This window comes from Kribbella sp. WER1, from assembly GCF_054189145.1.
This window is the reverse complement of sequence record NZ_CM135186.1, coordinates 8,041,530-8,064,586: the sequence shown is the minus strand read 5'-3', so window position 1 is coordinate 8,064,586 and position 23,057 is coordinate 8,041,530. Positions and strand designations below refer to the sequence as shown.

Below are 23,057 nucleotides of genomic sequence, written 5' to 3'. Positions count from 1 at the left end.
GAACAGGGTTCGGGACCCACCAAGGCTACCGGTCGGGATCCACCGATATCGAACCGGATTGTGATCCAACCCCGTTGCGCCTGAGCTGGGAGTTTGTGATTGTTCAGGGATAAGCGTCGAGAAAGCGCCTCGACGCGCCCGGACAGGCCCTGGTCGCACGGTTGGACCGGGGACTGGCCAGAATGGGCACGAGCGCAGTGCATACCGCCGGAAGGGGCGAGTTGTGGCCGGAGAGAACTGGGGCCGGGTAGCCGAGGACGGAACGGTCTTCGTACGGACGAAGGACGGTGAACGGGCGGTCGGCCAGTGGCCGGACGCGAACCCCGAGGAGGCGCTCGCCTTCTACACCCGACGGTACGACGCGCTGGCCTTCGAGGTCGAACTGCTGGAGCAGCGGGTCCAGGCCGGCACGGTGTCGCCGGACGACGCGCGCGCCGCCGTCAAGAAGGTGGGCAGCTCGCTCGAGGACGCCCAGGCGGTCGGCGACCTGGACGGGCTCCGGGCCCGGCTGGACGCGCTCACGCCGCTCGTCGCCCAGCAGCGCGAACGCCGCAAGGCCGAGCGCGCGGCGAAGGTCGAGGAGGCGCGGTCCGCGAAGACCAAGATCGCCACCGAGGCCGAGACGATCGCGGCCGGCACCGACTGGCGGCACGGCGTCACCCGGCTGCGCGAGCTGCTGGACGAGTGGAAGGCCCTCCCCCGGCTCGACAAGTCCTCCGACGACGAGCTGTGGCACCGCTTCTCCTCGGCGCGTACGACGTACACCCGGCACCGCAAGCAGCACTTCGCGGAGCTGTCCTCCAAGCGCGAGGAGGCCGCTCTGGTGAAGGAGCGGCTGGCCGCCGAGGCCGAGTCGCTCGCGTCGTCCAGCGAGTGGGGCCCGACGTCCGGCCGGTTCCGCGACCTGATGCGGCAGTGGAAGGCCGCCGGCCCCGCGCCGCGCGAGGTCGACGACAAGCTCTGGGCCCGCTTCCGGGCCGCCCAGGACCTGTTCTTCGGCGCCCGGGACGCCGTCCAGGCCGAGGAGAACGCCGAACAGGTCGAGAACCTCAAGGCCAAGGAAGCCCTGCTGGTCGAGATCGAGGCCATTCTCCCCGTCGAGGACGCCCGGACAGCCCGCGAGCAGCTCCGCGACCACCTGGACCGCTGGGACCAGATCGGCAAGGTCCCCCGCGACTCGATGCGTGCCATCGACAGCCGGCTACGCGCCGTCGAGCAGGCCGTCAAGTCCGCCGAGGACGAGGTCTGGAACCGCAGCAACCCCGAGGCCCGCGCCCGCGCCGAGGCCACCGTCAAGCAGCTCCAGTCCCTGATCGCCGACCTGGAGAAGCAGGCCGCCAAGTTCGAGTCCCAGGGCAACACCCGCAAGGCCACCGAAGCCCGCGAGGCGATCGCCGCCCGCCGCGAATGGCTCACCCAGGCCCAGAACGCCCTGACCGACTTCAGCTAGCCCCTGTGGACAACTCCCGACAGGATCCCGCACTTTCCGCGATCCTGTCGGGATGCTCCCCGCTGACCTCCCCTATTACTGGAGCGGCCTGCCGTTCCGCGCGCATCAGGTAGGCCGCAAGCTCAAGTGGCTGCTCGCGCGCGGCGAGATCCGGCCGCTGATCTGCGGCGTGTACGTCGACACCCGGGTGCCGGACACGCCTGAGTTGCGCGCCGACGCCCTGCGGCTCGTCGTACCGCCCGACGCGACCGTGTGCGGGCAGTCCGCCGCCTGGCTGCACGGCATCGAGACCACCGCGCTCGGGCAAGACCTCTTCCGCCCCCAGTGGACCTTCGCCGAACGACCGTCCACGGAGGTGCTCGGCGTCAGGGTCGTCACCCGCGAGGCCTCCGCGGTCGAGCTGGTCCGGCAGCTGCCCCGCCCGTTCGCGCTGTCGGCGATCGACGGGCTGCTGCACGCCGGCATGTCGATGGACAGCCTCCGGAACGCGGCCGTCACGTACTTCGCGGCGGACAGCAACTCCCAAGCCGCCCAGATCCTCCGCCTCGCCGACGCCCGCGCAGCCTCTCCCGGCGAATCCTGGCTCCGCCTCCGCCTCTTCGACGCCGGCTTCCCCCGGCCCGAGCTGCAGGTGCGGGTGGAAGGCAACGGGCGCATGTACCGGCTCGACCTCGGCTATCCGCACAACCCGGTCGACGGGCGGCGGCTCGGGCTGGAGTACGACAGCGACGCCTGGCACTCCTCCACCAAGCAACAACTCAGAGACGAAACCCGCCGCGCCGAACTCGACGGCCTCGGCTGGCACATCATCTCCGTCCGCCGCCCCGACCTCTGGGGCTCCTACCCCGCCCTCGAACTAGCCGTCGGCAGCTTCCTCTGCCAACACCCCCGCCTCCCCCGCCGCTGGTAACGACCAGCCGGTCTGAGCGGCCCAGTGGGTGGCGGCGTGGAGGAGGAGGGTGGTGGCGGGGGCTTTGATCTGGCCGTAGTCGGAGAGGGCGGGGACTGATTGGGCGAGGCGTTGTTTGAAGGCGCCCCAGGAGTCGCGGGCCGTCTGGTCGGCGCGGAGGTAGTCGCGGAAGAGGAGGGCGAAGCGGGTGTTGGGGGTGGTGGGGAGGCGGAAGTGGATGTTGACGGGGCGGCCTCCTACGGGTGGGGCGAAGACGAGTTTGGCGCAGGTTCGGCCGAAGGAGAGTTCGGTGCGGTTCCACGGCTCGGGGCGGCAGCGGAAGCCCTCCGACTCCATCAGCGTGATCAGGTCCGGTGCCAGGTCGGCGACGCGGACCTGGGCGTCGATGCAGTTCTTCGCGGGGAGGCCGGGGACCGACGTCGAGCCGACGTGGTCGACCGCGAGCGCCCGGTCGCCGAGCGCAGCCTCAAGGCGCTCGGCGAGGGCGGTGAACTCCGACGGCCACCGGGGGTCGTACTCGACGACCGCGACGGGGGCACCCAGCTCGTCCGGGAAAGGCATCCTGCCATCGTTCCAGCCGCCCGGTTCACCGCGCCGAGGGGCGGGTACGGCGAACCGGGCGGAGGTCAGGGACGGACCGTCAGCGAACGACGGCGTACGACGAGCAGCACCCCGCCCGCGAGCACCCCACCCGCCAGCGCGATCGGGAGCACGGGGCTGGGCCCGACCGCCGCGGCCGCGTCCTGGTACCCGGCAGCGTCGTACCCACCCGCAACCCCCTGGTCGTTGTACTTCGACCCGGGCAGCTTGTCGGAGTACCGGTGCGAGACCAGGTCCTGGTACCCCGCGATGCCGATCGGCTTCGGCCCGATCGACTTCACCGCGGACGGGTTCAACGGCCGTACCTCGGTCGCCGTCAACGCGTACCACGCACCCAGCTGCGGCTCGGTGAACACCGTCGCGCCGGCCGCGGCGGCCACCATCCGCGACTCGGTGTTGCCGGACGCAACGTTCACGGCCTGCCATGCGCCGTGGTCGTCCGGCGTCGTGTAGACCGTCAACGGCTTCCCGCCCGCGGTCGCGCTCGTCGCCGCGTACCAGAACGTGGCGACCGGCGCTGCCGCGTCCCGGACGAACGCCGGGTTCAGCGCGTAGATCGGATGCGTGTCCTGGGCAACGGTCGCGCCGGCCTTCGCCGTACCGCCGGCCTTCCCGAGCAGGCTGATCGCGGTCGCCGACCGCGCCGCGGTGGTTGCCTTGGACAACTCGTTCGGCGCGACCGGCTGCGGGCCGGCGGCAGCTGCCAGGCCGGCACCGGCGACGGCGAATCCGAGACCGGCGGCGAGCACGGCGGCGCAGCGGAACAGGGCGTTCTTCGAGCGGCGCATGTCAGGCTCCGATCCGGTACAGGGAGTGGGTCCAGGTGAACTGCGAGTTGGACTTGTACCAGCTGTACGTCGAGTAGTTGTACCGCTGGTCGTCCGGCCACGGGTCGTAGTACTCGATCGTCGAGTTCGAGGAGTCGTAGCCGATGATGTCCATCATGTGGCCGCCGCCCGAGGTCCAGCCGATCCGCGTCATCACCGGGCGGCCGGCGGCGATCTCGGTGACGAGCGTGCTGAAGCCGAGCGTCCCGGAGACGTAGCTGCCGGTGCTGATCCCGATCGAGCGGAACGCGGTCTGGTCGTTGCCGAGGGTGGCCTGGTTGTTCGGGCAGGTGCCGTTGGTCGAGTAACCGAAGGCGAGGTTGCAGAACTGGTTCTGGCTGTAGGTGTAGCCGTAGAACGCGGCGATGCTGTTGCCGCTCGCCGCCCAGCACCAGTTCGACTTCTGCTGGGACTGGCCGGTGACGTTCAGGTAGTAGCTGGACGGGGCGGCGGCGGTCGCCGGCGGGGCGAGCGGCGCCAGCATGACGAGGCCGAGGATCGTGGCCAGAAGCAACGACCAGGAGCGGCTGGGGCGGAGCCTGCGCATGGGTCCTCCTTCGCGAGGTACTGCATGTGTCATGGGCGGAAACCATCGTCGGGAGGCCGTCCGTGCGCGGCAAGCACTCGGCGGATACACGTCCGGCGGTGTGAACGAGCACGACCGCGTGAACAGTGTGTGATCAGCCAGTGCCGCGCTGTGGTGTGAACGTTTACAATCCACCGCAGGGAGGGCCCATGGTGAAATCCGTCCAAGCATCGGTCCCTGCGGTAACCCCGGAGGCGTCGTTCGCGGACGCGCTCCGGCAGGCGATCGCCCGCCGCGGCCTGGCGCTGAACAGGATCCGTACGCACCTCGCCGACCGCGGCCTGCACGTCGGCGTCGCGACGCTGAGCACCTGGCAGAGCGGCCGACGCGTCCCGCGGGACGACTCGCTGGCGACGGTGACCGCGCTGGAGGAGCTGCTGGAGGTCCCGCCCGGCTGGCTGACCGTCCGCATCCCGCCGCCGCGCACCGAGCCGGACACGCAGCCGTACGCCGTGGTCGACTACGCCGAGACGCTGACCGGGCTGCTCGACCGGCTCCGCCGCGACGCCCACGGGCGGTTGCGCAACGTCACGGTGCTCGAGGAGGTGCAGCTCGACGCGGAGCGGAGCGCGCGGACGCGGCGGGTGTGCCAGAGCGTGGTCGCCGTACAGCCGGTGGATCGGCTGATCATCGCGCACCAGGGCGAGTCCGGGTGTGACGCCGAGCGGCTGGCCCTGCGGGCCGTGAGCGGTTGCCGTACCGGGCGGATCGCGCGCTCCCCCGAGGCCGGCGCGTTGCTCGGAGAGCTGTTGCTCGACCGGGTGCTCGCGGTCGGCGAGACGGCCGTCGTCCGGTACGAGATCGAGGACCGCAACGGGCTGCCGTCGACGGACTACCAGCGGTTCAGTGAGTGGGGCGGGATGCACTACGTGCTGGAGGTCCAGTTCGACCGCGCCGCACTCCCGGTCCGGGTCCACGAGATCCGCCGCCGGCACACCCTCGGCCCGAACCTCGTCCACCGCGAACTGATGCTCACCCCCGACGGCCGCGTCCACACCATCGAGCCCTCCGCCACCCCCGGCACCGTCGGCATCATCTGGGAGTGGGACTAGCGCCCCACCAAGAACGACTCAGCCACAGCCAAGACCGACCCAGCTCACAGCCAAGACCGGCCCAGCTCACAGCCAAGACCGGCCCAGCTCACAGCCAAGACCGGCCCAGCTCACAGCCACCGCCCGCCCAGGACGGGACGTCCCGCAGCACCCGTTTGAGTGGTGAACCTCGCATCAGGCCCGTTCGCCCTCTGCATGCCGACGGTAAACGGGCCGGCTCCGAGGTTAACCAGCCAAACGACGGCCGGCGCGCGACGGTGCCGGCGCTGGATCAGCTGGTGAAGCCGGCGTGGACGTGGTCGTGGTGGGTGTTGTCGGAGAAGAACGCGGCGCCGGAGAGTTGGTAGGGGCCGCCAACGTTGTACGAGCCGAGCGACTCGGCGGCCCGCATGTACGACGTGACCAGTGAGCGGGGCGTGGACGGGGAGACGACCGCGCGGCCGTTGATCTGCCAGGTGTCGAACGCCCGGCCGCGCGGGTGGTCGCTCGGGCGGTTGGTGCCGAACACGTCGAGCGGATGCCCGGAGCGGATCACGCTGATGCCGATCCGGTACGTCTTCGCGAGCTCGAGCATCGTCGTCAGCACGCTGTCGTGCACCTGCCCGGACCGGATGTCCGCCGCCGATGCCGGCGGCAACGTGATCTGCCGATTGGCCAGCACCTGCCGCGCGGCCGCCGACAGATTGCTCACAGGCGCTCCAGGCTGGGCGGGATGGGTCGCAGTCACCCGCCACGTCCCCTGCGCCGACTTGCTCAGCCGTACGTCGACGGTCGTGCCGCCGGTGATCAGCCGGTTCGCGCGGATCGAGTACACCCGGCACGGCACCAGCACGCTCGCGGAGTCGCTCAGGATCCCGCCGTACTGCGCGTCGATCACGTCCACCACCGCCTGCGTCGCGGTCGGCCGGAGCATCTTCACCACCTCCGCCACCGCAAGCCGCTTCACCTCGGGGTCGATCTCACCCGGCCCCGGCGTCCAGGACTCCACGGCCGGCAAGCTGACCGCCGGCGCAACCGACGAGGACGGCCGAACGGACGACGGTGGGGCGGACGGTGATGGCGTACTGGACGTGGGCGCGCTGGACGTGGGCGCGCTGGACGTGGGCGCGCTGGAGGTGCCGCCACTCGACGCGGAGCCCGGCGACGACCCGCTACACCCCGCCAGCAGCCCAACACCCGCGACCAAGAACACCCGACGCCTCATAACCGCAGTGTCCTCACCCGCACCAAACGAACGCAGACCTACTGCGTCACCCGATACACGTCGAACACACCCTCCACCGACCGCACGGCCTTCAACACGTGACCGAGATGCGTCGGATCGCCCATCTCGAACGTGAACCGCGACTTCGCGATCCGGTCCCGCGTCGTCGTCAATGCCGCCGACAGGATGTTCACGTGGTAGTCGGACAGCACCCGGGTGATGTCCGACAGCAGCCGCGCCCGGTCCAGCGCCTCGACCTGGATCGCGACCAGGAACACCGACTGGGCGGTCGGCGCCCACTCGACCTCGACGATCCGCTCCGGCTGGGTCTTGAGGTTCTCCACGTTCGCGCAGTCGGCGCGGTGCACCGAGACTCCGGCGCCGCGGGTGATCCAGCCGATGATCTCGTCGCCCGGCACCGGGGTGCAGCAGCGGGCGAGCTTCGACAGGACGTCGGTGGCGCCCTTGACGATCACGCCGGCGTCGCCGCGGGCCGTCCGCTTGCGCCGCTCGCGGCTCGCGGGCAGCCGGACGCCCTCGGACAGGTCCTCGGCCGCGCCCTCCTCGCCGCCGTACGTCTCGATCAGCCGGCGGACGACCGCCTGGGCGCTGACGTGCTGCTCGCCGACGGCGGCGTACAGCCCGGTGACGTCCGGATACCGCAGGGAGTTGGCGACCGCGGTCAGGGTCTCGTGGGACAGCAGCCGCTGCAGCGGCAGGCCCTCCTTGCGGAGCTGCTTGGCGATCGCGTCCTTGCCTTGCTCGATCGCCTCGTCGCGGCGCTCCTTGGAGAACCAGTGCTTGATCTTGTTCCGCGCCCGGGGGCTCTTGACGAACGTCAGCCAGTCGCGCGACGGCCCGGCGCCTTGCGCCTTCGACGTGAAGACCTCGACGACGTCGCCGTTCTCCAGCGTGCTCTCCAGCGGCACCAGCCGACCGTTGACCCGGGCACCGATACAGCGGTGGCCGACCTCGGTGTGCACGGCGTACGCGAAGTCGACCGGGGACGAGCCGACCGGCAGCGACATCACGTCACCGCGCGGGGTGAAGACGTAGACCTCGGCGTTGTTGATCTCGAAGCGCAGCGAGTCCAGGAACTCCGACGGGTCCGACGTCTCGCGCTGCCAGTCGACGAGCTGCCGCACCCAGGGCATGTCGTTCGGCCCGCCGATGTCGGTGCTCGGCGTGGCCGGGACCGCGGAGGTCGGGTCCTCCTTGTACTTCCAGTGCGCGGCGATGCCGTACTCCGCGCGGCGGTGCATCGAGAACGACCGGATCTGCAGCTCCACCGGCTTGCCCTGTGGGCCGATCACGGTGGTGTGCAGCGACTGGTACATGTTGAACTTCGGCATCGCGATGTAGTCCTTGAACCGGCCGGGGACCGGATTCCAGCGCGCGTGCATGATGCCGAGGGCGGCGTAGCAGTCCCGGACCGAGTCGACCAGGACCCGGATGCCGACCAGGTCGTAGATGTCGCCGAACTCGCGGCCGCGGACGATCATCTTCTGGTAGATCGAGTAATAGTGCTTCGGCCGCCCCGTGACGGTCGCCTTCACCTTGGCCGAGCGCAGGTCCTCGTGGACCTGGTCGATCACGGTCGCCAGGTACTCGTCGCGGGACGGGGCGCGCTCGGCGACCAGCCGGACGATCTCGTCGTACACCTTCGGGTGCAGGGTCGAGAACGCCAGGTCCTCGAGCTCCCACTTGATCGTGTTCATACCGAGCCGGTGGGCCAGCGGGGCGTAGATCTCCAGCGTCTCGCGGGCGATCCGCTCCTGCTTCTCCTGGCGCAGCGAGCCGAGCGTGCGCATGTTGTGCAGCCGGTCGGACAGCTTGATCACCAGCACCCGGATGTCCTTGGACATCGCGACGACCATCTTGCGGATCGTCTCGGCCTGCGCGGACTCGCCGTACCGCACCTTGTCGAGTTTGGTGACGCCGTCGACCAGCATGGCGATCTCTTCGCCGAAGTCGCGGGTCAGGTCCTCCACCGTGTACGGCGTGTCCTCGACGGTGTCGTGCAGCAGCGCGGCGCACAGCGTGGTCGCGGTCATACCGAGCTCGGCGAGGATGGTCGCGACGGCCAGCGGATGCGTGATGTACGCGTCGCCGGACTTGCGCATCTGGCCGGTGTGGTACTTCTCCGCGGTCCGGTAGGCGCGCTCGATCATCCCGAGGTCGGCCTTCGGGTGGGTCGCGCGGACCACCCGGAACAGCGGCTCGAGCATCGGCGCCCGGTTCGGATGCCGGGTGCCGCCGAGGCGGGCGAGCCGGGCACGGACCCGGGCCGGCGCGATCCGCGGCGGCTGGGTGGCAGGCGGCGGCGACGCCGGAGCCGGCCGCACCGGTGACGGCGCGCGCGGAGGCTCCTGCGGTACGGCATTCGGTACCGCAGATGTCATCGCCGGGTCTTCGCCCACGTTTGTGTCCCTCCGCCGACAGGCCACCAGTCTAGAGGCCTTCGTCCAACCAGGCAGACCGGCCTGTGGACAACACGCCGGGTCACCCGACGGCTGCGGAGAGTGTACCGGTTCCTACACCGTCAGGAGTGCGCTGACCTGCTCGTCTTCGAGGCGCTTGCGGCCTGGCAGGAACGACAGCTCCAGCAGCACCGCCGTACCGACGACCTCCGCGCCGCAGCGGCGGATCAGCCGCAGGCACGCCTCGACCGTCCCGCCGGTCGCCAGCACGTCGTCGATGACCAGCACCCGGTCCCCCGGCGCGAACGCGTCCTGGTGCACCTCGATGGTCGCCTCGCCGTACTCCAGCGCGTACGACTCCTCGTACGTCGCCGCCGGCAGCTTGCCCTTCTTCCGGACCGGGACGAACCCGGCGCCGAGCGCGAGCGCGACCGGGGCGGCGAGGATGAACCCGCGCGCCTCGATCCCGACCACCTTGTCGACCACGGGCCTGCCGTCGTCGTCGGTGCCGGCCGCGGCCAGCGCCTCCACCACCTGACCGAACCCGGTGTGGTCGGCCAGCAGCGGGGTGATGTCCTTGAACACCACCCCCGCCTGCGGGTAGTCCGGGATGTCGCGGATCCCGTCCGCGAGAACCTGCTCCAGCGTCCGCATCACTTACCGCGCTTCGAGCGCGGCTTGCGGGTCGGCTGCGGACGGCCGGCGGCCGCCGCCTTCATCGGCCGGGTGGACGCGGTCGGCGCCGAACCGGTCGCCCGGTCCGCCTTCCGCGGCGTGTCCTGGACGACCGAACGCGCTGCCGCGTCCGCCGGCGCACCCGCGGCCGCGGGCTCCGCCGGACCGGCCGCCGAGGTCCCTGAGGCCCCCGAGGTCGCGGCGGCTGCCGTCTTGGCCGCCTGCGCCTTCTTCGCCGCGACCCGCTTGCTCAGCGCCTGCATCGCGGGCTCGCGCTCCTTGAAGACCGCGAGCAGCGACGGCGCGATGAAGATCGACGAGTACGCACCGATCGCGATACCGACGAACAGCGCCAGCGACAGGTCCTTCAGCGGGCCGGTACCGAGCACCACGGTGCCGACGACCAGGATCGCACCGACCGGCAGCAGTGCGGTGACCGTGGTGTTGATCGACCGGACCACGGTCTGGTTGACGGCCAGGTTGGTCGCGTCCGAGTACGTGAGCCGGTTCGACCCGGTGATACCGCGGGTGTTCTCCCGGATCTTGTCGTACACGACGACCGTGTCGTACAGCGAGTAACCGAGGATCGTCAGTACGCCGATGACCGTCGCCGGCGTGACGTCGAAGCCGATCAGGGCGTACAACCCGACCGTGATCGTGACGTCGTGCACCAGCGCGATGATCGCCGCCATCGACGCCTTCGCCTCGCGGAAGTACAACCAGATCACCGCGAACACCAGCACCAGGAACACGATCAGCGCCATGATCGCCTTGTCGGCGATCTGCTGACCCCAGGACGCACCGATCTGCTGGGACGTCACCTGGTCGGCCGGCACGCCCGCCTTCGCGGCGATCGCGTCCCGGACCCGGCCGATGTCGGCCTGCTCCAGCGGCTTGGTCTGGACCCGGACCTTGTCGTTGTTGATCGTGGTGACCACCGGGTCACCGAGGCCCTTGGCGTTGGTCGCCTTCACGGCGTCGCCGAAGTCCTGCACGGTGTTGCTGGTGACCTGGACCTTGGCCTCGTACTCGACGCCGCCGCGGAACTCGATACCGAGCGCCAGGCCGCGGGTGAACAGGCCGGCCAGCGAGATGATGACCAGCACCGCCGAGAGGCTGAACCAGAACTTGCGGTGACCGATGAAGTCGTAGGAGACCTCACCGCGGTGCAGCTTGGCACCGATCTGTCCGAGCTTCGACATCAGACCTCGCCTCCGACCGGCTTGCGCGTCGACGGCGTCCGGCGCGGCCGGGCCGTCGGTTTCCCCTGTCCGGGCAGGCGTTCGACGCCGAGATGCTCGGGATCCAGGCCGGACAGCTTGTGGCCGTGGCCGAAGAAGTCGGTCCGGGCGAGCAACGTGACGAGCGGCTTGGTGAACATGAAGACCACCACCAGGTCGATCAGCGTGGTCAGGCCGAGCGTGAACGCGAAGCCGCGGACGCTGCCGATCGCCAGGATGTACAGCACGATCGCGGCCAGCAGCGAGATCGAGTCCGCGGCGATGATCGTGTGCTTGGCGCGCGCCCAGCCGGTCTCCACCGACGAGCGCAGACTGCGGCCTTCACGCACCTCGTCGCGGAGTCGTTCGAAGTAGATGATGAACGAGTCCGCGGTGATACCGACCGCGACGATCAGACCCGCGATACCGGCCAGGCTCAGCGTGAACCCGATCGCCTTGCCCAGCAGGATCACCAGTGTCCCGGTGAGGATGCCGGCCGCGACCAGCGAGAACACCACGACCAGGCCGAGGCCGCGGTAGTACAGGAAGCAGAAGATGACCACCAGCGCGAGGCCGATGACGCCCGCCCAGATCCCGGCGGACAGCTGGTCGCCACCGAGCTGCGGCGACACCGTCTCCACCGAGGAGATGTCGAACTTGACCGGCAGCGAACCGTACTTCAGCACGTTCGCCAGGTCGCGGGCGTCGGACTCGGTGAAGGTACCGGTGATCTGCGCCTGGCCGCCCGGGATCGGGTTGTCGACGCTCGGGGTGGAGATCGTCACGCCGTCCAGCACGATCGCGAACAGGTTGTTGCCCTGGCCACGCTGCGAGATCGCCGTGGTGGCCTTCAGGAACTTGCTGCCACCCTCACCGGTGAACTTCAAGTTGACCTGCCACTGCAGGCCGTTCTGCGGGATGCCGGCCGACGCGTCCGACAGGTCGGTGCCCTTCATGATCGCCGGGCCTAGCAGGTACTTGTACTGGTTGTCCTTGCTGCACGAGAAGATCGGCTTGTTCGGGTCGTCGACCTGCTTGTCGCCGCACTTGAACGTTGCGAACTTCGCCTGGGTGGCGGCGTCCGGCTGGAACTTCAGCGGGTCGGTGCCGGCGGCCGGGGTGGTCGGCGTCGCGGACGGGGTGGACGGCGTCGGCGTCGTGCTGGCCTTGGTCGTCGGCGTCGGGGTCGGCGTGGCCTGACCCAACGCGCTCGTCCAGGCGCGGCCCTTCGGCGTACTGGTCGGCTTGACCGTGGCGCTCGGCGTCACCTTCGTGCTCGGCTTCGGCGTGGTGCTCGGCTTCGGAGTCGTCCCGGGCTTCGGCGTGGTCGTCGGCGTCGGGGTCGGCGCGGGCGCCAGCGACTGGGCGTCGTACACGATCCGGAAGTACAGCAGGGCGGTCTGGCCGACCTGCGACACCAGGGACTCCTGCGTGGCACCCGGGACGGCAACGTTGATGTGGTTCTGGCCCGAGGTGGTGATGTCGGCCTCGGCGACACCGGCGCCGTTGACCCGCTGGCTGATGATGTTCTTCGCCTCGTTCAGCTGGTCGGCGGCGACCTTGCCGCTGCCGTCCAGGGTGCTGGCGGTCAGCGTGATCGTGGTGCCGCCGCGCAGGTCCAGACCGAGTTTGGGCTTCCAGGTCTTGGTCAGCGCCATGATCCCGAACAACAGAACCACGACCACCAGCAAGGTGATCAGGCTCCGCCCGGGGCGGGAAGTCGAAGTTGCCACGTCAGATTCAACCTTTGTGCTTCCGGGCGCGCCGTACCGTCACTGGATCATCTCAGGACGCCGCACGACGCGCCGCAGGCCGTTGGGACGGAAATCAGTTCTCGGTGTGCGTCGGCGGCAGCTTCGGAGCGTCCTGCACCTTGCCGTCGGCCTTCGCACCGCCGGCGTCCGGTACGTCGACCTTCTCCGGCGTCACCGTCTCCGTCGCGTCCGTCGCGTCCGGGTCGTCGGCGGACGCCGGCTCGTCGGCGGCGTCCTCCTCCGGGATCACCCGGCCGATCGCAGCCTTCACGACCTGCACCAGCACGCCCTCGGAGATCTCCAGCGTGACGTAGTCGTCGTCCGTCTCCTCGACGATGCCGACCAGGCCGCTGGTGGTGATCACCTTGGTGCCGGGCGACAGCTGGGCGACGGTGTCGGCCTGACGCTGACGCTGCTTCTTCTGCGTGCGGCTCATGAACCAGATCATTCCGACGATCAGGATCAGCGGCAGCAGCAGCGTGATGCCACCGCCCCCGGAGGAGGCCATCGGTACGGCGAGGAGTTGCATCGGGTCTCAGAATCCTTCGTCGGGTCGGGTGTACGGGCGTCCGGCACGCTCTGCAGGAGCGCGCAGGTCGCAGCGGAACGACCTGGAGGTCAGGCCACCGGGGAGTCTAACCCTGAGCGTCAACAACTACTGCATGACGCCGGGTCACGTTTGAGTTACTCACTACGGAGTGTCTACGTTCCGGCGCCGGCAGTGGTTCCCGGCTCTTGAGTTTCGGGTTGTGCTCCTCAGTCGTCCTCGGCGTCGAAGAGCGTGTCCGCGAAGGTCGCGCCCTTCGGAACCTTCAGGCCGATGTGCCGCCAGGCGGCGGGCGTCGCGACGCGGCCGCGCGGCGTCCGGGCCAGGTAGCCCGATCGGACCAGGAAAGGTTCCGCTACTTCCTCCACGGTCTCACGTTCTTCGCCGACCGCAACCGCCAGCGTCGAAAGTCCGACCGGTCCGCCCCCGAACCGGCGGCAGAGCGCGTCCAGCACGGACCGGTCGAGCCGGTCCAGTCCCATCTTGTCGACCTCGTACAGATCGAGGGCCGCCTTCGACAAGGCCAGCGTGATGATTCCGTCGGCGCGGACCTCGGCGTAGTCGCGGACCCGGCGGAGCAGCCGGTTCGCGATCCGCGGCGTACCACGGGACCGGGAGGCGATCTCGGTGGCGCCCTCGGGGGTGATGTCGACCTCAAGCAGCGCGGCCGACCGGTTCACGATCTTCTCCAGCTCGGCGGCCTCGTAGAACTCCAGGTGCCCGGTGAAGCCGAACCGGTCCCGCAGCGGGCCCGGCAGCAGGCCGGCCCGGGTGGTGGCGCCGACCAGTGTGAACGGCGGGATCTCCAGCGGGATCGCGGTGGCGCCCGGGCCCTTGCCGACGATCACGTCGACCCGGAAGTCCTCCATCGCCATGTACAGCAGCTCTTCGGCCGGCCGCGACATCCGGTGGATCTCGTCCAGGAACAGGACCTCGCCCTCGCTCAGCCCGGACAGGATCGCGGCCAGGTCGCCGGCGTGCTGGATCGCCGGACCGCTGGTGACGCGCAGCGGCGCGGACATCTCGCTCGCGATGATCATCGCCAGCGTGGTCTTCCCGAGCCCCGGCGGACCGGAGAGCAGCACGTGGTCGGGCGCGCGGTTTCGGCCGCGGGCCGCGTGCAGCACCAGCTCGAGCTGCTCGCTGACCCGTCGCTGACCGCCGAACTCGGCCAGCGACCGCGGCCGCAGCGCCGACTCGATCTTGCGTTCCTCGAGGTCGGCCAGGTCCGCGGAGACCAGCGGGCGCACGTTGTCCACGTTGTCGGCCATCGGCTACGCCTTCGACAGCACGCGCAGCGCGGCACGCAGCAGGTCGGGAACCGACGGGTTCGGGTTGTCGGCGGCGAGCGGCGACACCGCGGTGACGGCGTCCTCGGCGTCCCGGGCGGACCAGCCGAGGCCGACCAGACCCGCCTGCACCTGGTCACGCCAGGCCTCCTGCGCCTGCAGCGGCCGGCCCGTCACGGTCTTGGACGGCGCGCCGATCTTGTCCTTCAGCTCCAGCACGATCCGCTGCGCGCCCTTCTTGCCGATCCCCGGGACCTTCACGAGTACGGCGAGATCCTCGGTCGCGACCGCCTGCCGCAGCTGGTCCGGGCTGAGCACCGCGAGCGCCGCCTGGGCCAGCTTCGGGCCGACGCCGGACGCGGTCTGGAGCAGCTCGAACGTGTTCTTCGCGTCGTCGTCGGCGAACCCGTACAGCGTCAGCGAGTCCTCACGGACCACCATCGAGGTGGCGATCCGGGCCTCCTGCCCCGGGCGTAGCCCCGCCAGCGTGCCGGGATCGCAGTACACCTGCAGGCCGACGCCGCCGACCTCGACCACGGCGCAGTCGATCCCGATGGCCGCGACCGGCCCACGTACAAAGGCGATCATCGCCAACCTCCCGTTTCCGTGCTCACCGCTTGCCCTGCTGGGCCGCCACCGCGGCCCGGAGTCTGGCCATCTGCAGCCGGGACTGCGCCTGCGCGGCCGCTTCCAGGTGGGACCGGCTGGTCGCGGCCTGCTGGAGCTTGCTCGCCACCCCGCCGCGCCAGACCTGGCAGATCGCCAGCGCCAGCGCGTCGGCGGCGTCGGCCGGGGTCGGACGCTCGGCCAGCTTGAGGATCCGGGTCACCATCGTGGTGACCTGTTCCTTGTCCGCGCGCCCGGATCCGGTGACCGCGGCCTTCACCTCGCTCGGCGTGTGCAGCGCGACCGGCAGCCCGCGCCGGGCGGCCACCACCATCGCGATCCCGGACGCCTGCGCGGTGCCCATCACGGTCCGCACGTTGTGCTGCGCGAACACCCGCTCGACCGCGACCGCGTCCGGCCGGTACCGCCCGATCCACTCGTCGAGCTCGGCCTCGATGCGGACCAGCCGCTTGGCCACGTCCAGCTCGGCCGGCGTCCGGATCACCCCGACGGCGACCATCGCCGGCGGCTTCCCCGGCGTCCCCTCGACGACACCGAGGCCGCACCGGGTCAGTCCCGGGTCGACGCCGAGCACCCGCATGGACCACCTCCGAACGTTTGTTCGACAACCCTAGTCGGCCGCGTCCGGACTCCCGAAATCGACGCGCCGGTCTTAGAAGTAGTCGAGCATGTACGGCGCTGCGCCGCCGAAGGTCAGGTCCAGCGCGGGATCGAGCCCTTCTCCCCCGGTGAGCAGGCCGGCGGCGCGGAGGGTGGCGACCAGTGTGCCGGCGTACAGCGCGGCGAGTCCTCGGGGGCCGACGCGGAGAGCGGACGGTGACGGGTCGGACGGCTTCAGTTCGGCGACGCCGTCGGTGACCGACAGGTGCCAGTCGCCGGTGTTCGCGGGCAGCTCGGGGTCGTCGATCCGCAGGTCGGCCTCGAGTACGGCGCCTTCCGCGTAGCCGCGCCCGGCCAGCGCCGCCGGGGCGTCGACCAGCCGGAGCATCCACCGGTTCACCCGGTTGTCCGCCTCCGCCTCGTGTTCGGCCAGCAGGTGGATCGGGTCGTACGGCGGGCAGTACGCGTGCACCGTCTTCGCGATCGAGGAGCCGGAGCCGACCGTGGCCCACAACGCCCGGGCGGTCTCCTCCGAACCCGCGATCAGCTCGTCGACGGACAGCGCCCCGTCGGACCAGTTGTAGACGACGAACCCGTCGTCGGCGACGTACGCGAACGTGTCCTCGTCCTCGAGCCAGGACTCGATCTCGCTCCGCGGCCAGATCAGCGGACCGTTCGACCGCCGGTCGGCATGCGCCGTCGAGGCCAGCTCCTGGATCCGGTCGGCGTCGGCGACCCCGGCCCGGCGGACCGTCGTACCGCGACCGCCGAGTGTCCGCAGATCGCTTGCCTGGAAGGAGAACTTGTGCCGGGCGCCCGCGAACTCGTACCCGAGGTGCCGGTAGAGGACGGTCGTCGCCGGATACAGCCCGGTCAGCGGATACCCCTTCTCGACGCACCGCTGCAGCACCCCGCGCATCAGCAGACTGCCGACCCCGCGCCCGCGGTACTCCGGTGCGACGACCACGCCGGCCACCCCGCCCATCGGCACCCGCCGACCGCCCCACCACTGCTCGAACGGCCAGATCCGGGCGGCCGCGACCAGCTCGTCACCGTCGACGACGCCGATGATGCGCCGGTCCTCGATGAAGGCCCGGGCGGTCGCCTTCCACTTCTCCCGGTCACCGCCCGGGCCGAACGACCGGATCCGCACCTGCCACACCGAGTCGAGATGTTCCTCGGCGACGTCCACCACCCGCAGCTCAGTCACCCGGGAGACCCTACGTCTTCTTGTCCGTCACCCACAGGTGAATTGTTCCCTCGACGACCACCGTGCCGTCGGCGCGCGTCGCCTTCACCCGCACCGGTACGTCCGGACCGGCCGTCCAGGTCCCGGGGTCGGTCTCGGCCGAACAGGTCAGGTCCGACGTCGACTTGGCGAGGTACGAGACCTCCATGCCCTTCGGCAGCCACCGCTTCCCGGCCGGCACGGTCGCCTCCGCAAGCGCGCCCATCGCCGCCTCCAGACCGTTGCACACGGCAATCGCATGCACGGTCCCGATGTGGTTCAGCACGGCCCGCCGCTTCGGCAGCGTGAGCGCCGCGTAGTTGGGGCTGACCTGCACGAACCGCGGCCGCACCGACCGGAAGTACGGCGCCTTCCAGGTGAACCCCCAGGAGAACACCCGGTCGCCTCCGGGCATGCCACGCAACCGCTCCCACAACCCCAGCACCTGGCTCATCCGGCTATGTTACTCATGAGTGAAGTACGGGGCGATAGACCAGCTCCTGGGTCCGGCCGTCAAAGGTGTGCGCCTCGAGCAGCTCCAGGTCGAAGTCGGCGGCGTTCTCGAACACCGGCTCCACCCCGGTCTGCCCGGCGATCACCGGGAAGATCGTCACCTGGACGCGGTCGACCAGCCCGGCCGCCATCAGGGCACGGTTCAGCGACAGGCTCCCGTGCGAGCGCAGCGGTACGTCGGACTCCTCCTTCAGCCGGGCGATCCGCTCGACCGCATCGCCGGTCGCGACGGTGGCGTCCGGCCAGTCGAACGGACCGTCGAGGGTCGACGACAGCACCGTGGTCGGCATGTTCCGCATCAGCTCGAGCTCCGGGTCGAGCGACGGCACCTTGCTCGGCCCGATCATCTCCACGAACTGCCGGAACGTGCTCGCGCCGAACACCATCCGCTGCGGCTCGCGGTACATCGCCACCCGCCGCTCCAGGAACTCCGGCCCCTGCTTACCCCAGTACGGCCCCCAGTCGGCGTTGTCGTACGACGCGAACCCGTCGAGGCTGGAGTAGACGTCGAACGTGTAGGTGACGGTCATGAAGCGCTCCTGACGCAGACATGGGCAGCCCTGGCGGGCAGCCGCTCACCCCTGCGTCGAACGACTCCCCCGCGATTCGACAGGCCGTCACGAGCGACGCGTGACCCACCCGCGTTCGGAGGCTTCCCAGCCGAGCTGCATGCGCGACGTCGAGCCGGTCAGATCCATCAGAACGCGCAGCCGCCGCTGGACGGTCCGCCCGCTCATCCCCAACTGCTTGCCGACGGCGTCGTCCGTGAGACCCGTCAGCATCAGCGCGAGTACGGCGAGGTCCGCGTCGTCCGGCCCCGCAGCCGCCTCCTCGATCGGACCACTGGACCCGAGACCGATCGGTACGGCGGACGACCAGATCGACTCGAACAGCGCGATCAGCGACTGCACCAGCCCCGCGGCCCGGATCACGAGCGCGGCGGTCTGGTACCCGCGGACCGCGAGCGGGACCAGCGCGACCGTCCCGTCCGCGACGATCAGCTTGGTCGGCACCCGGTCGACGGTCCGCACCTGCGCGTCCGCCTCGATCGCGTCGACCGCGTCGTTCACCGTCCCGGGCGCCTCGAACGCGGACCGCTCGATCACCACCCGGAACCGGACCCCGCGCCCGAGCGCCTCCCCCTCGGCCTCGTTCTCCTGCCCGGACAGCGCCACCGGCCGCGCATCCACGAACGCGCACACCTCGTGCCGCGCGGCCCGCTGGATCTGCAGGAACCGCGACCGTACGGCGGCCGACCCGAGCACCACCTCCACGAGGTCACCGATCGCGGCCTGGCCGAGGTCGCTGCGGAAGATCGCGGCCAGCCGGGCGACCGAGGTCTCCGCGACCGACAGCTCGTGCCGTCGTGAGTTGAGCAGCCCGCGCAACGCCACGTCCGGCGGCGCCGCGAACCACCGCGGCTCGCTGTCGTCCGACGGCACGGTCTCGGCCAGCCCGAGCTTCGCGAGCGCGTCCAGTACCTGCTGTGCCTCGGCGGCCGTCGAGCCGACCCGTGAGCTGAGTACCTCCGCGGCCGCACCACCCTCGATCACCAGCGAGCGATAGTGCACTTCCTCCGCCTGGTTCAGGCCGAGTGCGGTCAACTCGATGCCATCCATCCGCGACACGGCCCTTCTGTCGAAAACACGTCACGTCGATTCTCCGCCGTCGGCTTCCGTTCCTCCAGACGAGCCGCACTGACACGCTCTGTGTCACCTACCCGTCCCCAGCTACCTGGAGGTCCCCCATGCGCCGTAGATGGCGTCATCCGGTGGCCGCGGCCGGCGTACTCCTGTGCGCCGCAGCCGTCCTCCCCGCACCCGCGTCGGCGAGCAACGCCGACGACCGCCCGATCGTGGGCTCCACCAAGGCCGCCGCGGCCGGACCGTCGGCGACCGTCACGCTGATCACCGGCGACCGCGCGCGGCTGACCCGGACCAGCGACGGGCAGCCCGTCGTCCAGCTGTTGCCCGGAGCCGACGGCAGTACGCCGGACTACGAGACGTACCGCGACGGCGACCGGGTCTTCGTCTACCCGTCGTCGGCCGCCGGCGCCTTGTCGGCCGGCCTGATCGACCCCGAGTTCTTCGACGTCACCGGTCTGGTCGCGCAGGGGTACGACGACGCGCACCAGCAGACCATCCCGGTGATCGCGCAGTACGGCGCCACCGTCCGGTCCGCGCTCGCCGCGACACCCGCGCCGACCGGCGCCACCGAGACCCCGAAGGCGCTGCCCGCGGTCGGCTCGGTCGCGTACCCGGTCAGCAAGGAGCAGGCGCACACCGCGTTCGCCGAGCTGACCGACACCCGGTCGCGGTCCGGGAACGGGATCACCAAGCTCTGGCTGGACCGGGCGCTGAAGGCGACGCTCGCGGACTCGACCGCGCAGGTCGGCGCTCCGGTCGCCTGGAAGGCCGGGCTCGACGGCACCGGTTCGACGGTCGCGGTCCTGGACACCGGCGTGGACGCCGGGCACCCGGACCTGGCCGCCCGGATCACGCAGTCGAAGGACTTCACGGGTTCGGCGTACGGCACCGACGACACGATGGGCCACGGGACGCACGTCGCCTCGACGATCGCCGGCAGCGGCGCGGAGAGCCACGGCAAGGAGCGCGGGGTCGCGCCCGGGACCAAGCTGCTGATCGGCAAGGTGCTCGGCGACGACGGCACCGGATCCGAGTCCGAGATCATCGCCGGCATGCAGTGGGCGGTCGACAACAAGGCCGACGCGATCTCGATGAGCCTCGGCTCGCCGCTGCCGGCGACCACCTGCGACGACCCGATCGCGCAGGCCGTCACGCAGCTCTCGCAGTCCAGCAGCAGCCTGTTCGTGATTGCCGCCGGCAACATGGGGGCGGGGCCGGGGACGGTCTCCAGCCCGGGCTGTGCGCCCGAGGCGCTGACCGTCGGCGCGGTCGACTCGAAGGACGCGACGGCGTACTTCTCCAGCCGCGGACCGGTCGCCGGTACGCACGTCGAGAAGCCCGAGATCGCCGCCCCCGGTGTCGCGATCCTCGCCGCCAACGCCGGCGGCCGCGGCGTGTACGCCTACCAGACGATGTCCGGTACGTCGATGGCGACGCCGCACGTGTCCGGTGCCGCCGCGATCGCCAAGCAGGCGAATCCGTCGCTGACCGGCGCGCAACTGAAGGACCTGCTGGTGTCGTCGGCCGACCCGACCGTCCCGGGCGACGTCCAGGAGGTCGGCGCCGGACGCCTCGACATCGCCAAGCTGCTGACCGCCAAGGTCACCGGCCCGTCGTCGGTGTACGGCGGTACGTACGCGTGGCCGCAGGCGGGCACCGCCGACAAGACCGTCGGCCTCACGTACACGAACAGCGGCTCGACTCCGGTCGACCTGCGGCTGTCCGTCGAGCACCTGACCGGCAACGACGGGCGTCCGTTGAACGCGCCGGTCGTCCGGGTCCCGCAGCACGTCGTGGTACCGGCGAAGTCGACCACGACCGTGCCGGTGACTGTCCGGCCCGGGCAGAAGCTGGCCGGCTCGGCGCTCGGCGACGTCACCGCGCGGATCGTTGCCACCAGCAACGGGCAGCGGGTGTCGACGGCGTTCAACCTGTACCTGCAGCCGGAGACAGTGGCGGTCAAGGTGTCCGTGATCGACCGCAGCGGCAACCCCGCGACCGGTTCGTCGTCGCTCGACCTGATCAACACCGACATCGCGAGCGGTGAGCGGCGGTACAACTCGGGCGCGGCCGAGCAGGTGTTCCAGGTCCGGCCGGGCCGCTACTACCTCGGCGCCTACGCGCTGACGCCGCAGACCGGTGCCACCGGCAGTGCGGCGCCCGCGTCGGTCAGCTACCTGGCCCGTCCGGAGCTGACGGTCACCCGGGACACCTCGATCGTCCTGGACGCCCGCCGGGCGCAGCCCCTGACGGTCACCACCCAGCGGCCGACGCAGCTGCAGTCGACCACACTGACCTTCGAGCGGCAGTGGCCGACGTCCTGGTTGCACAGCGGCTCGATGACCGCAGGCTCGCTGACGAAGGACTTCTACGCCGAGGTGAACGGCACGGTCGCCAAGGGCGACGGGTCGTTCGAGTTCGGGCACTGGACGCACCGGATCGCTCCGGTCGTGTCCTCGCTGCGGACCACCGACGGCCTCACCCTGACGCCCGCCGCGCCGCAGCCCGGTGTCAGCAACCTGGATGGCAAGGGCAGCGCTGAACTGGTCAACGGCGGCGCGGGCACCGCGGCCGAGCTGGCCACCGCGGCCGGCAAGGTCGCACTCGTTCACATTGCGGCCGGTGCCAGTGACTCCGCAGCGCAGTCGGCGGCGGCCAAGATCGGCGTCAAGGCGCTGCTGTTCTACCGCGACGACGCGACGAGCTGGCTGCCGTCGTCCGGCTTCGGTCCGAACCCGCTGCCGGTCTACAGCCTGCCCAACACCCAAGGCGCGGCCCTGGCGGCCAAGCTCGCGGCTGGTGCGGTCACGCTGAACTGGACGGCCTCGGCGAGTACGCCGTACGCGTACACGCTCGGCTTCTTCAACGACAAGCAGCTGGTCACGCCGCAGCGGCACAACGTCTCGGACGCGTCACTCGGCCGGGTCACCGCGACGTACAACAGCATGGGCATGAAGACGAACTTCGGCGGCTTCACAACCGCGCAGCGGCCGTCCGGAGTCGCGTTCGCCGTCGGCAGCCTCGATGCGCTCGCGGTGCCGAGCAGCCAGACCGAGTACTTCTCGGCGGACGGCACGTCCTGGCTCAAGTCGGTCATCTCGAGCATGCCGTGGGGCGAGGTGATGACCGACCGCTACCGCAGCTTCAAGCCCGGACAGGCAAGGACCGACAGCTGGTACGGCGGCGTCGTCGCGCCGGGCGTCCGCGCCGACAGCACGGGCGCTCCGCAGCTCGTCGCCGAACGGCAGGGTGACCTGATGGGCGTCGCGACGTCCATGTGGGCCGACAGCGCCGGCCACTGGGCGGATCCGGGCAGCTTCGGCGACCTGGGCAACCTGGAGCTGAAGAAGGACGGCGTCTCGCTCGGCACGACCGGCTGGCCGTCCGGGGTGTTCACGGTGCCGGCCGAGGACGCGTCGTACGAGCTGACCATGAACACGGCAAAGTTCGGCGCTCCGGCGAAGGTCTGGAGCCGGTCGGTGTCCACGACCACGACCTGGGCGTTCCGCTCGCACGAGGAGCCGACCGTGTTCAGCCGGGCGTTGCCGCTGCTGCTGCCGCGGCTCGACCTGCCGGCCGACGGGCTCAAGACGGTTGCCGCCGGCAAGGTGACGATCCCGGCGCGCGTCGACGCCAACCCGGGGTACGACGCCGGCGCGCTGACCGCTGCGAAGGTCTGGACGTCCGTCGACGGCGGCACCACCTGGACCGAGGGCAGCACCAGGCTCACCGCGATCGGTGCCGACCTGGTCGTGAACCACTCCGGTGACACCGGCAAGCAGGTCTCCCTGCGCGTCGAGCTCACCGACTCGCACGGGGCGAAGGTCACCCAGACCGTCACCCGCGCGTACGACGTCCACTGAGGCAGCTGAACAAGCTGGAGTAGTTGCCTGGCGCGGTAGGCCCGTC

Annotated in this window: 20 protein-coding genes; 4 read left to right on the top strand and 16 right to left on the bottom strand. The window is 70.5% G+C overall.

Features of this window, described 5'->3' with window-relative positions:
* Window positions 1–223 precede the first annotated feature (223 nt).
* Both ACXJJ3_RS39270 and ACXJJ3_RS39265 read left to right on the top strand, forming a co-directional pair.
* Window positions 224–1,450 (top strand): DUF349 domain-containing protein, encoded by a 1,227-nt coding sequence (locus ACXJJ3_RS39270; protein WP_458167074.1) that lies wholly within the window; start codon window positions 224–226, stop codon window positions 1,448–1,450.
* A gap of 52 nt (window positions 1,451–1,502) precedes the next feature.
* Window positions 1,503–2,360: a hypothetical protein gene (locus ACXJJ3_RS39265; RefSeq protein WP_458167073.1), complete on the top strand. Its 858-nt coding sequence runs from the start codon at window positions 1,503–1,505 to the stop codon at window positions 2,358–2,360.
* Here ACXJJ3_RS39265 and ACXJJ3_RS39260 read toward each other — a convergent pair.
* The 3 genes from ACXJJ3_RS39260 to ACXJJ3_RS39250 all read right to left on the bottom strand — a co-directional run bounded on the left by ACXJJ3_RS39260 (window position 2,307) and on the right by ACXJJ3_RS39250 (window position 4,334).
* Window positions 2,307–2,921, bottom strand: a complete 615-nt coding sequence (locus ACXJJ3_RS39260) for a GrpB family protein (RefSeq protein WP_458167072.1) — start codon at window positions 2,919–2,921, stop codon at window positions 2,307–2,309. The genes ACXJJ3_RS39265 and ACXJJ3_RS39260 overlap by 54 nt on opposite strands.
* Window positions 2,922–2,986: 65 nt before the next feature.
* Window positions 2,987–3,748: a hypothetical protein gene (locus ACXJJ3_RS39255; RefSeq protein WP_458167071.1), complete on the bottom strand. Its 762-nt coding sequence runs from the start codon at window positions 3,746–3,748 to the stop codon at window positions 2,987–2,989.
* Between the two features lies 1 nt (window position 3,749).
* Complete coding sequence (locus ACXJJ3_RS39250; RefSeq protein WP_458167069.1) at window positions 3,750–4,334, bottom strand: papain-like cysteine protease family protein; 585 nt, start codon at window positions 4,332–4,334, stop codon at window positions 3,750–3,752.
* A 188-nt stretch (window positions 4,335–4,522) separates the two neighbouring features.
* Here ACXJJ3_RS39250 and ACXJJ3_RS39245 point away from each other — a divergent pair, with 188 nt between their 5' ends.
* Window positions 4,523–5,425 carry a hypothetical protein gene (locus tag ACXJJ3_RS39245; RefSeq protein ID WP_458167067.1) on the top strand — a complete coding sequence of 301 codons (903 nt, stop codon included), beginning with the start codon at window positions 4,523–4,525 and terminating at the stop codon, window positions 5,423–5,425.
* Between the two features lie 271 nt (window positions 5,426–5,696).
* Here ACXJJ3_RS39245 and ACXJJ3_RS39240 read toward each other — a convergent pair whose 3' ends face one another.
* The 13 genes from ACXJJ3_RS39240 to ACXJJ3_RS39180 all read right to left on the bottom strand — a co-directional run bounded on the left by ACXJJ3_RS39240 (window position 5,697) and on the right by ACXJJ3_RS39180 (window position 19,121).
* The gene (locus tag ACXJJ3_RS39240) at window positions 5,697–6,413 is read right to left on the bottom strand and encodes a hypothetical protein (protein WP_458167066.1); all 717 of its coding nucleotides are present in this window, start codon (window positions 6,411–6,413) and stop codon (window positions 5,697–5,699) included.
* A gap of 254 nt (window positions 6,414–6,667) precedes the next feature.
* Window positions 6,668–9,031, bottom strand: a complete 2,364-nt coding sequence (locus ACXJJ3_RS39235) for a RelA/SpoT family protein (RefSeq protein WP_458167065.1) — start codon at window positions 9,029–9,031, stop codon at window positions 6,668–6,670.
* 132 nt (window positions 9,032–9,163) lie between these two features.
* Window positions 9,164–9,703 carry an adenine phosphoribosyltransferase gene (locus tag ACXJJ3_RS39230; protein WP_458171998.1) on the bottom strand — a complete coding sequence of 180 codons (540 nt, stop codon included), beginning with the start codon at window positions 9,701–9,703 and terminating at the stop codon, window positions 9,164–9,166.
* The gene (gene secF / locus ACXJJ3_RS39225; protein WP_458167064.1) at window positions 9,703–10,926 is read right to left on the bottom strand and encodes a protein translocase subunit SecF; all 1,224 of its coding nucleotides are present in this window, start codon (window positions 10,924–10,926) and stop codon (window positions 9,703–9,705) included. Before secF ends, ACXJJ3_RS39230 begins: the two co-directional genes overlap by 1 nt.
* Complete coding sequence (secD, locus tag ACXJJ3_RS39220; RefSeq protein ID WP_458167063.1) at window positions 10,926–12,677, bottom strand: protein translocase subunit SecD; 1,752 nt, start codon at window positions 12,675–12,677, stop codon at window positions 10,926–10,928. The genes secF and secD overlap by 1 nt, the downstream gene beginning before the upstream one ends.
* Window positions 12,678–12,771: 94 nt before the next feature.
* Window positions 12,772–13,227: a preprotein translocase subunit YajC gene (gene yajC, locus ACXJJ3_RS39215; RefSeq protein WP_458167061.1), complete on the bottom strand. Its 456-nt coding sequence runs from the start codon at window positions 13,225–13,227 to the stop codon at window positions 12,772–12,774.
* A gap of 227 nt (window positions 13,228–13,454) precedes the next feature.
* Entirely contained in the window at window positions 13,455–14,516 is a 1,062-nt protein-coding gene (ruvB, locus tag ACXJJ3_RS39210; RefSeq protein WP_458167060.1) for a Holliday junction branch migration DNA helicase RuvB, read from the bottom strand.
* 3 nt (window positions 14,517–14,519) lie between these two features.
* Window positions 14,520–15,122, bottom strand: a complete 603-nt coding sequence (ruvA, locus tag ACXJJ3_RS39205) for a Holliday junction branch migration protein RuvA (RefSeq protein ID WP_458167059.1) — start codon at window positions 15,120–15,122, stop codon at window positions 14,520–14,522.
* 22 nt (window positions 15,123–15,144) lie between these two features.
* On the bottom strand, window positions 15,145–15,741 hold the full coding sequence (gene ruvC / locus ACXJJ3_RS39200; protein WP_458167058.1) for a crossover junction endodeoxyribonuclease RuvC: 597 nt from the start codon (window positions 15,739–15,741) through the stop codon (window positions 15,145–15,147).
* A 72-nt stretch (window positions 15,742–15,813) separates the two neighbouring features.
* Window positions 15,814–16,971: a GNAT family N-acetyltransferase gene (locus ACXJJ3_RS39195; RefSeq protein WP_458167057.1), complete on the bottom strand. Its 1,158-nt coding sequence runs from the start codon at window positions 16,969–16,971 to the stop codon at window positions 15,814–15,816.
* 10 nt (window positions 16,972–16,981) lie between these two features.
* Window positions 16,982–17,443, bottom strand: a complete 462-nt coding sequence (locus tag ACXJJ3_RS39190; protein ID WP_458167056.1) for a hotdog fold domain-containing protein — start codon at window positions 17,441–17,443, stop codon at window positions 16,982–16,984.
* Window positions 17,444–17,456: 13 nt separating this feature from the next.
* Complete coding sequence (locus ACXJJ3_RS39185; protein ID WP_458167055.1) at window positions 17,457–18,032, bottom strand: dihydrofolate reductase family protein; 576 nt, start codon at window positions 18,030–18,032, stop codon at window positions 17,457–17,459.
* An 87-nt stretch (window positions 18,033–18,119) separates the two neighbouring features.
* A complete protein-coding gene (locus ACXJJ3_RS39180) occupies window positions 18,120–19,121 on the bottom strand; it encodes a helix-turn-helix domain-containing protein (protein WP_458167054.1) in 1,002 nt (333 codons plus the stop codon).
* A gap of 128 nt (window positions 19,122–19,249) precedes the next feature.
* On the opposite strand from ACXJJ3_RS39180, the gene ACXJJ3_RS39175 reads away from it, so the two are divergent.
* Window positions 19,250–23,011 carry a S8 family serine peptidase gene (locus ACXJJ3_RS39175; RefSeq protein WP_458167053.1) on the top strand — a complete coding sequence of 1,254 codons (3,762 nt, stop codon included), beginning with the start codon at window positions 19,250–19,252 and terminating at the stop codon, window positions 23,009–23,011.
* Window positions 23,012–23,057 lie beyond the last annotated feature (46 nt).

Excerpts from the sequence above, each read along its gene's own strand:
- secF (WP_458167064.1), bottom strand. The coding sequence starts at position 10,926 with ATGTCGAAGCTCGGACAGATCGGTGCCAAGCTGCACCGCGGTGAGGTC.
- ruvC (WP_458167058.1), bottom strand. The coding sequence starts at position 15,741 with ATGCGGGTGCTCGGCGTCGACCCGGGACTGACCCGGTGCGGCCTCGGT.
- ruvB (WP_458167060.1), bottom strand. The coding sequence starts at position 14,516 with ATGGCCGACAACGTGGACAACGTGCGCCCGCTGGTCTCCGCGGACCTG.
- ruvA (WP_458167059.1), bottom strand. The coding sequence starts at position 15,122 with ATGATCGCCTTTGTACGTGGGCCGGTCGCGGCCATCGGGATCGACTGC.
- ACXJJ3_RS39185 (WP_458167055.1), bottom strand. The coding sequence starts at position 18,032 with ATGACCGTCACCTACACGTTCGACGTCTACTCCAGCCTCGACGGGTTC.
- ACXJJ3_RS39260 (WP_458167072.1), bottom strand. The coding sequence starts at position 2,921 with ATGCCTTTCCCGGACGAGCTGGGTGCCCCCGTCGCGGTCGTCGAGTAC.
- ACXJJ3_RS39250 (WP_458167069.1), bottom strand. The coding sequence starts at position 4,334 with ATGCGCAGGCTCCGCCCCAGCCGCTCCTGGTCGTTGCTTCTGGCCACG.
- ACXJJ3_RS39245 (WP_458167067.1), top strand. The coding sequence starts at position 4,523 with ATGGTGAAATCCGTCCAAGCATCGGTCCCTGCGGTAACCCCGGAGGCG.
- ACXJJ3_RS39265 (WP_458167073.1), top strand. The coding sequence starts at position 1,503 with ATGCTCCCCGCTGACCTCCCCTATTACTGGAGCGGCCTGCCGTTCCGC.
- yajC (WP_458167061.1), bottom strand. The coding sequence starts at position 13,227 with ATGCAACTCCTCGCCGTACCGATGGCCTCCTCCGGGGGCGGTGGCATC.
- ACXJJ3_RS39175 (WP_458167053.1), top strand. The coding sequence starts at position 19,250 with ATGCGCCGTAGATGGCGTCATCCGGTGGCCGCGGCCGGCGTACTCCTG.
- ACXJJ3_RS39190 (WP_458167056.1), bottom strand. The coding sequence starts at position 17,443 with ATGAGCCAGGTGCTGGGGTTGTGGGAGCGGTTGCGTGGCATGCCCGGA.
- ACXJJ3_RS39230 (WP_458171998.1), bottom strand. The coding sequence starts at position 9,703 with ATGCGGACGCTGGAGCAGGTTCTCGCGGACGGGATCCGCGACATCCCG.
- ACXJJ3_RS39255 (WP_458167071.1), bottom strand. The coding sequence starts at position 3,748 with ATGCGCCGCTCGAAGAACGCCCTGTTCCGCTGCGCCGCCGTGCTCGCC.
- ACXJJ3_RS39235 (WP_458167065.1), bottom strand. The coding sequence starts at position 9,031 with ATGACATCTGCGGTACCGAATGCCGTACCGCAGGAGCCTCCGCGCGCG.
- ACXJJ3_RS39180 (WP_458167054.1), bottom strand. The coding sequence starts at position 19,121 with ATGGATGGCATCGAGTTGACCGCACTCGGCCTGAACCAGGCGGAGGAA.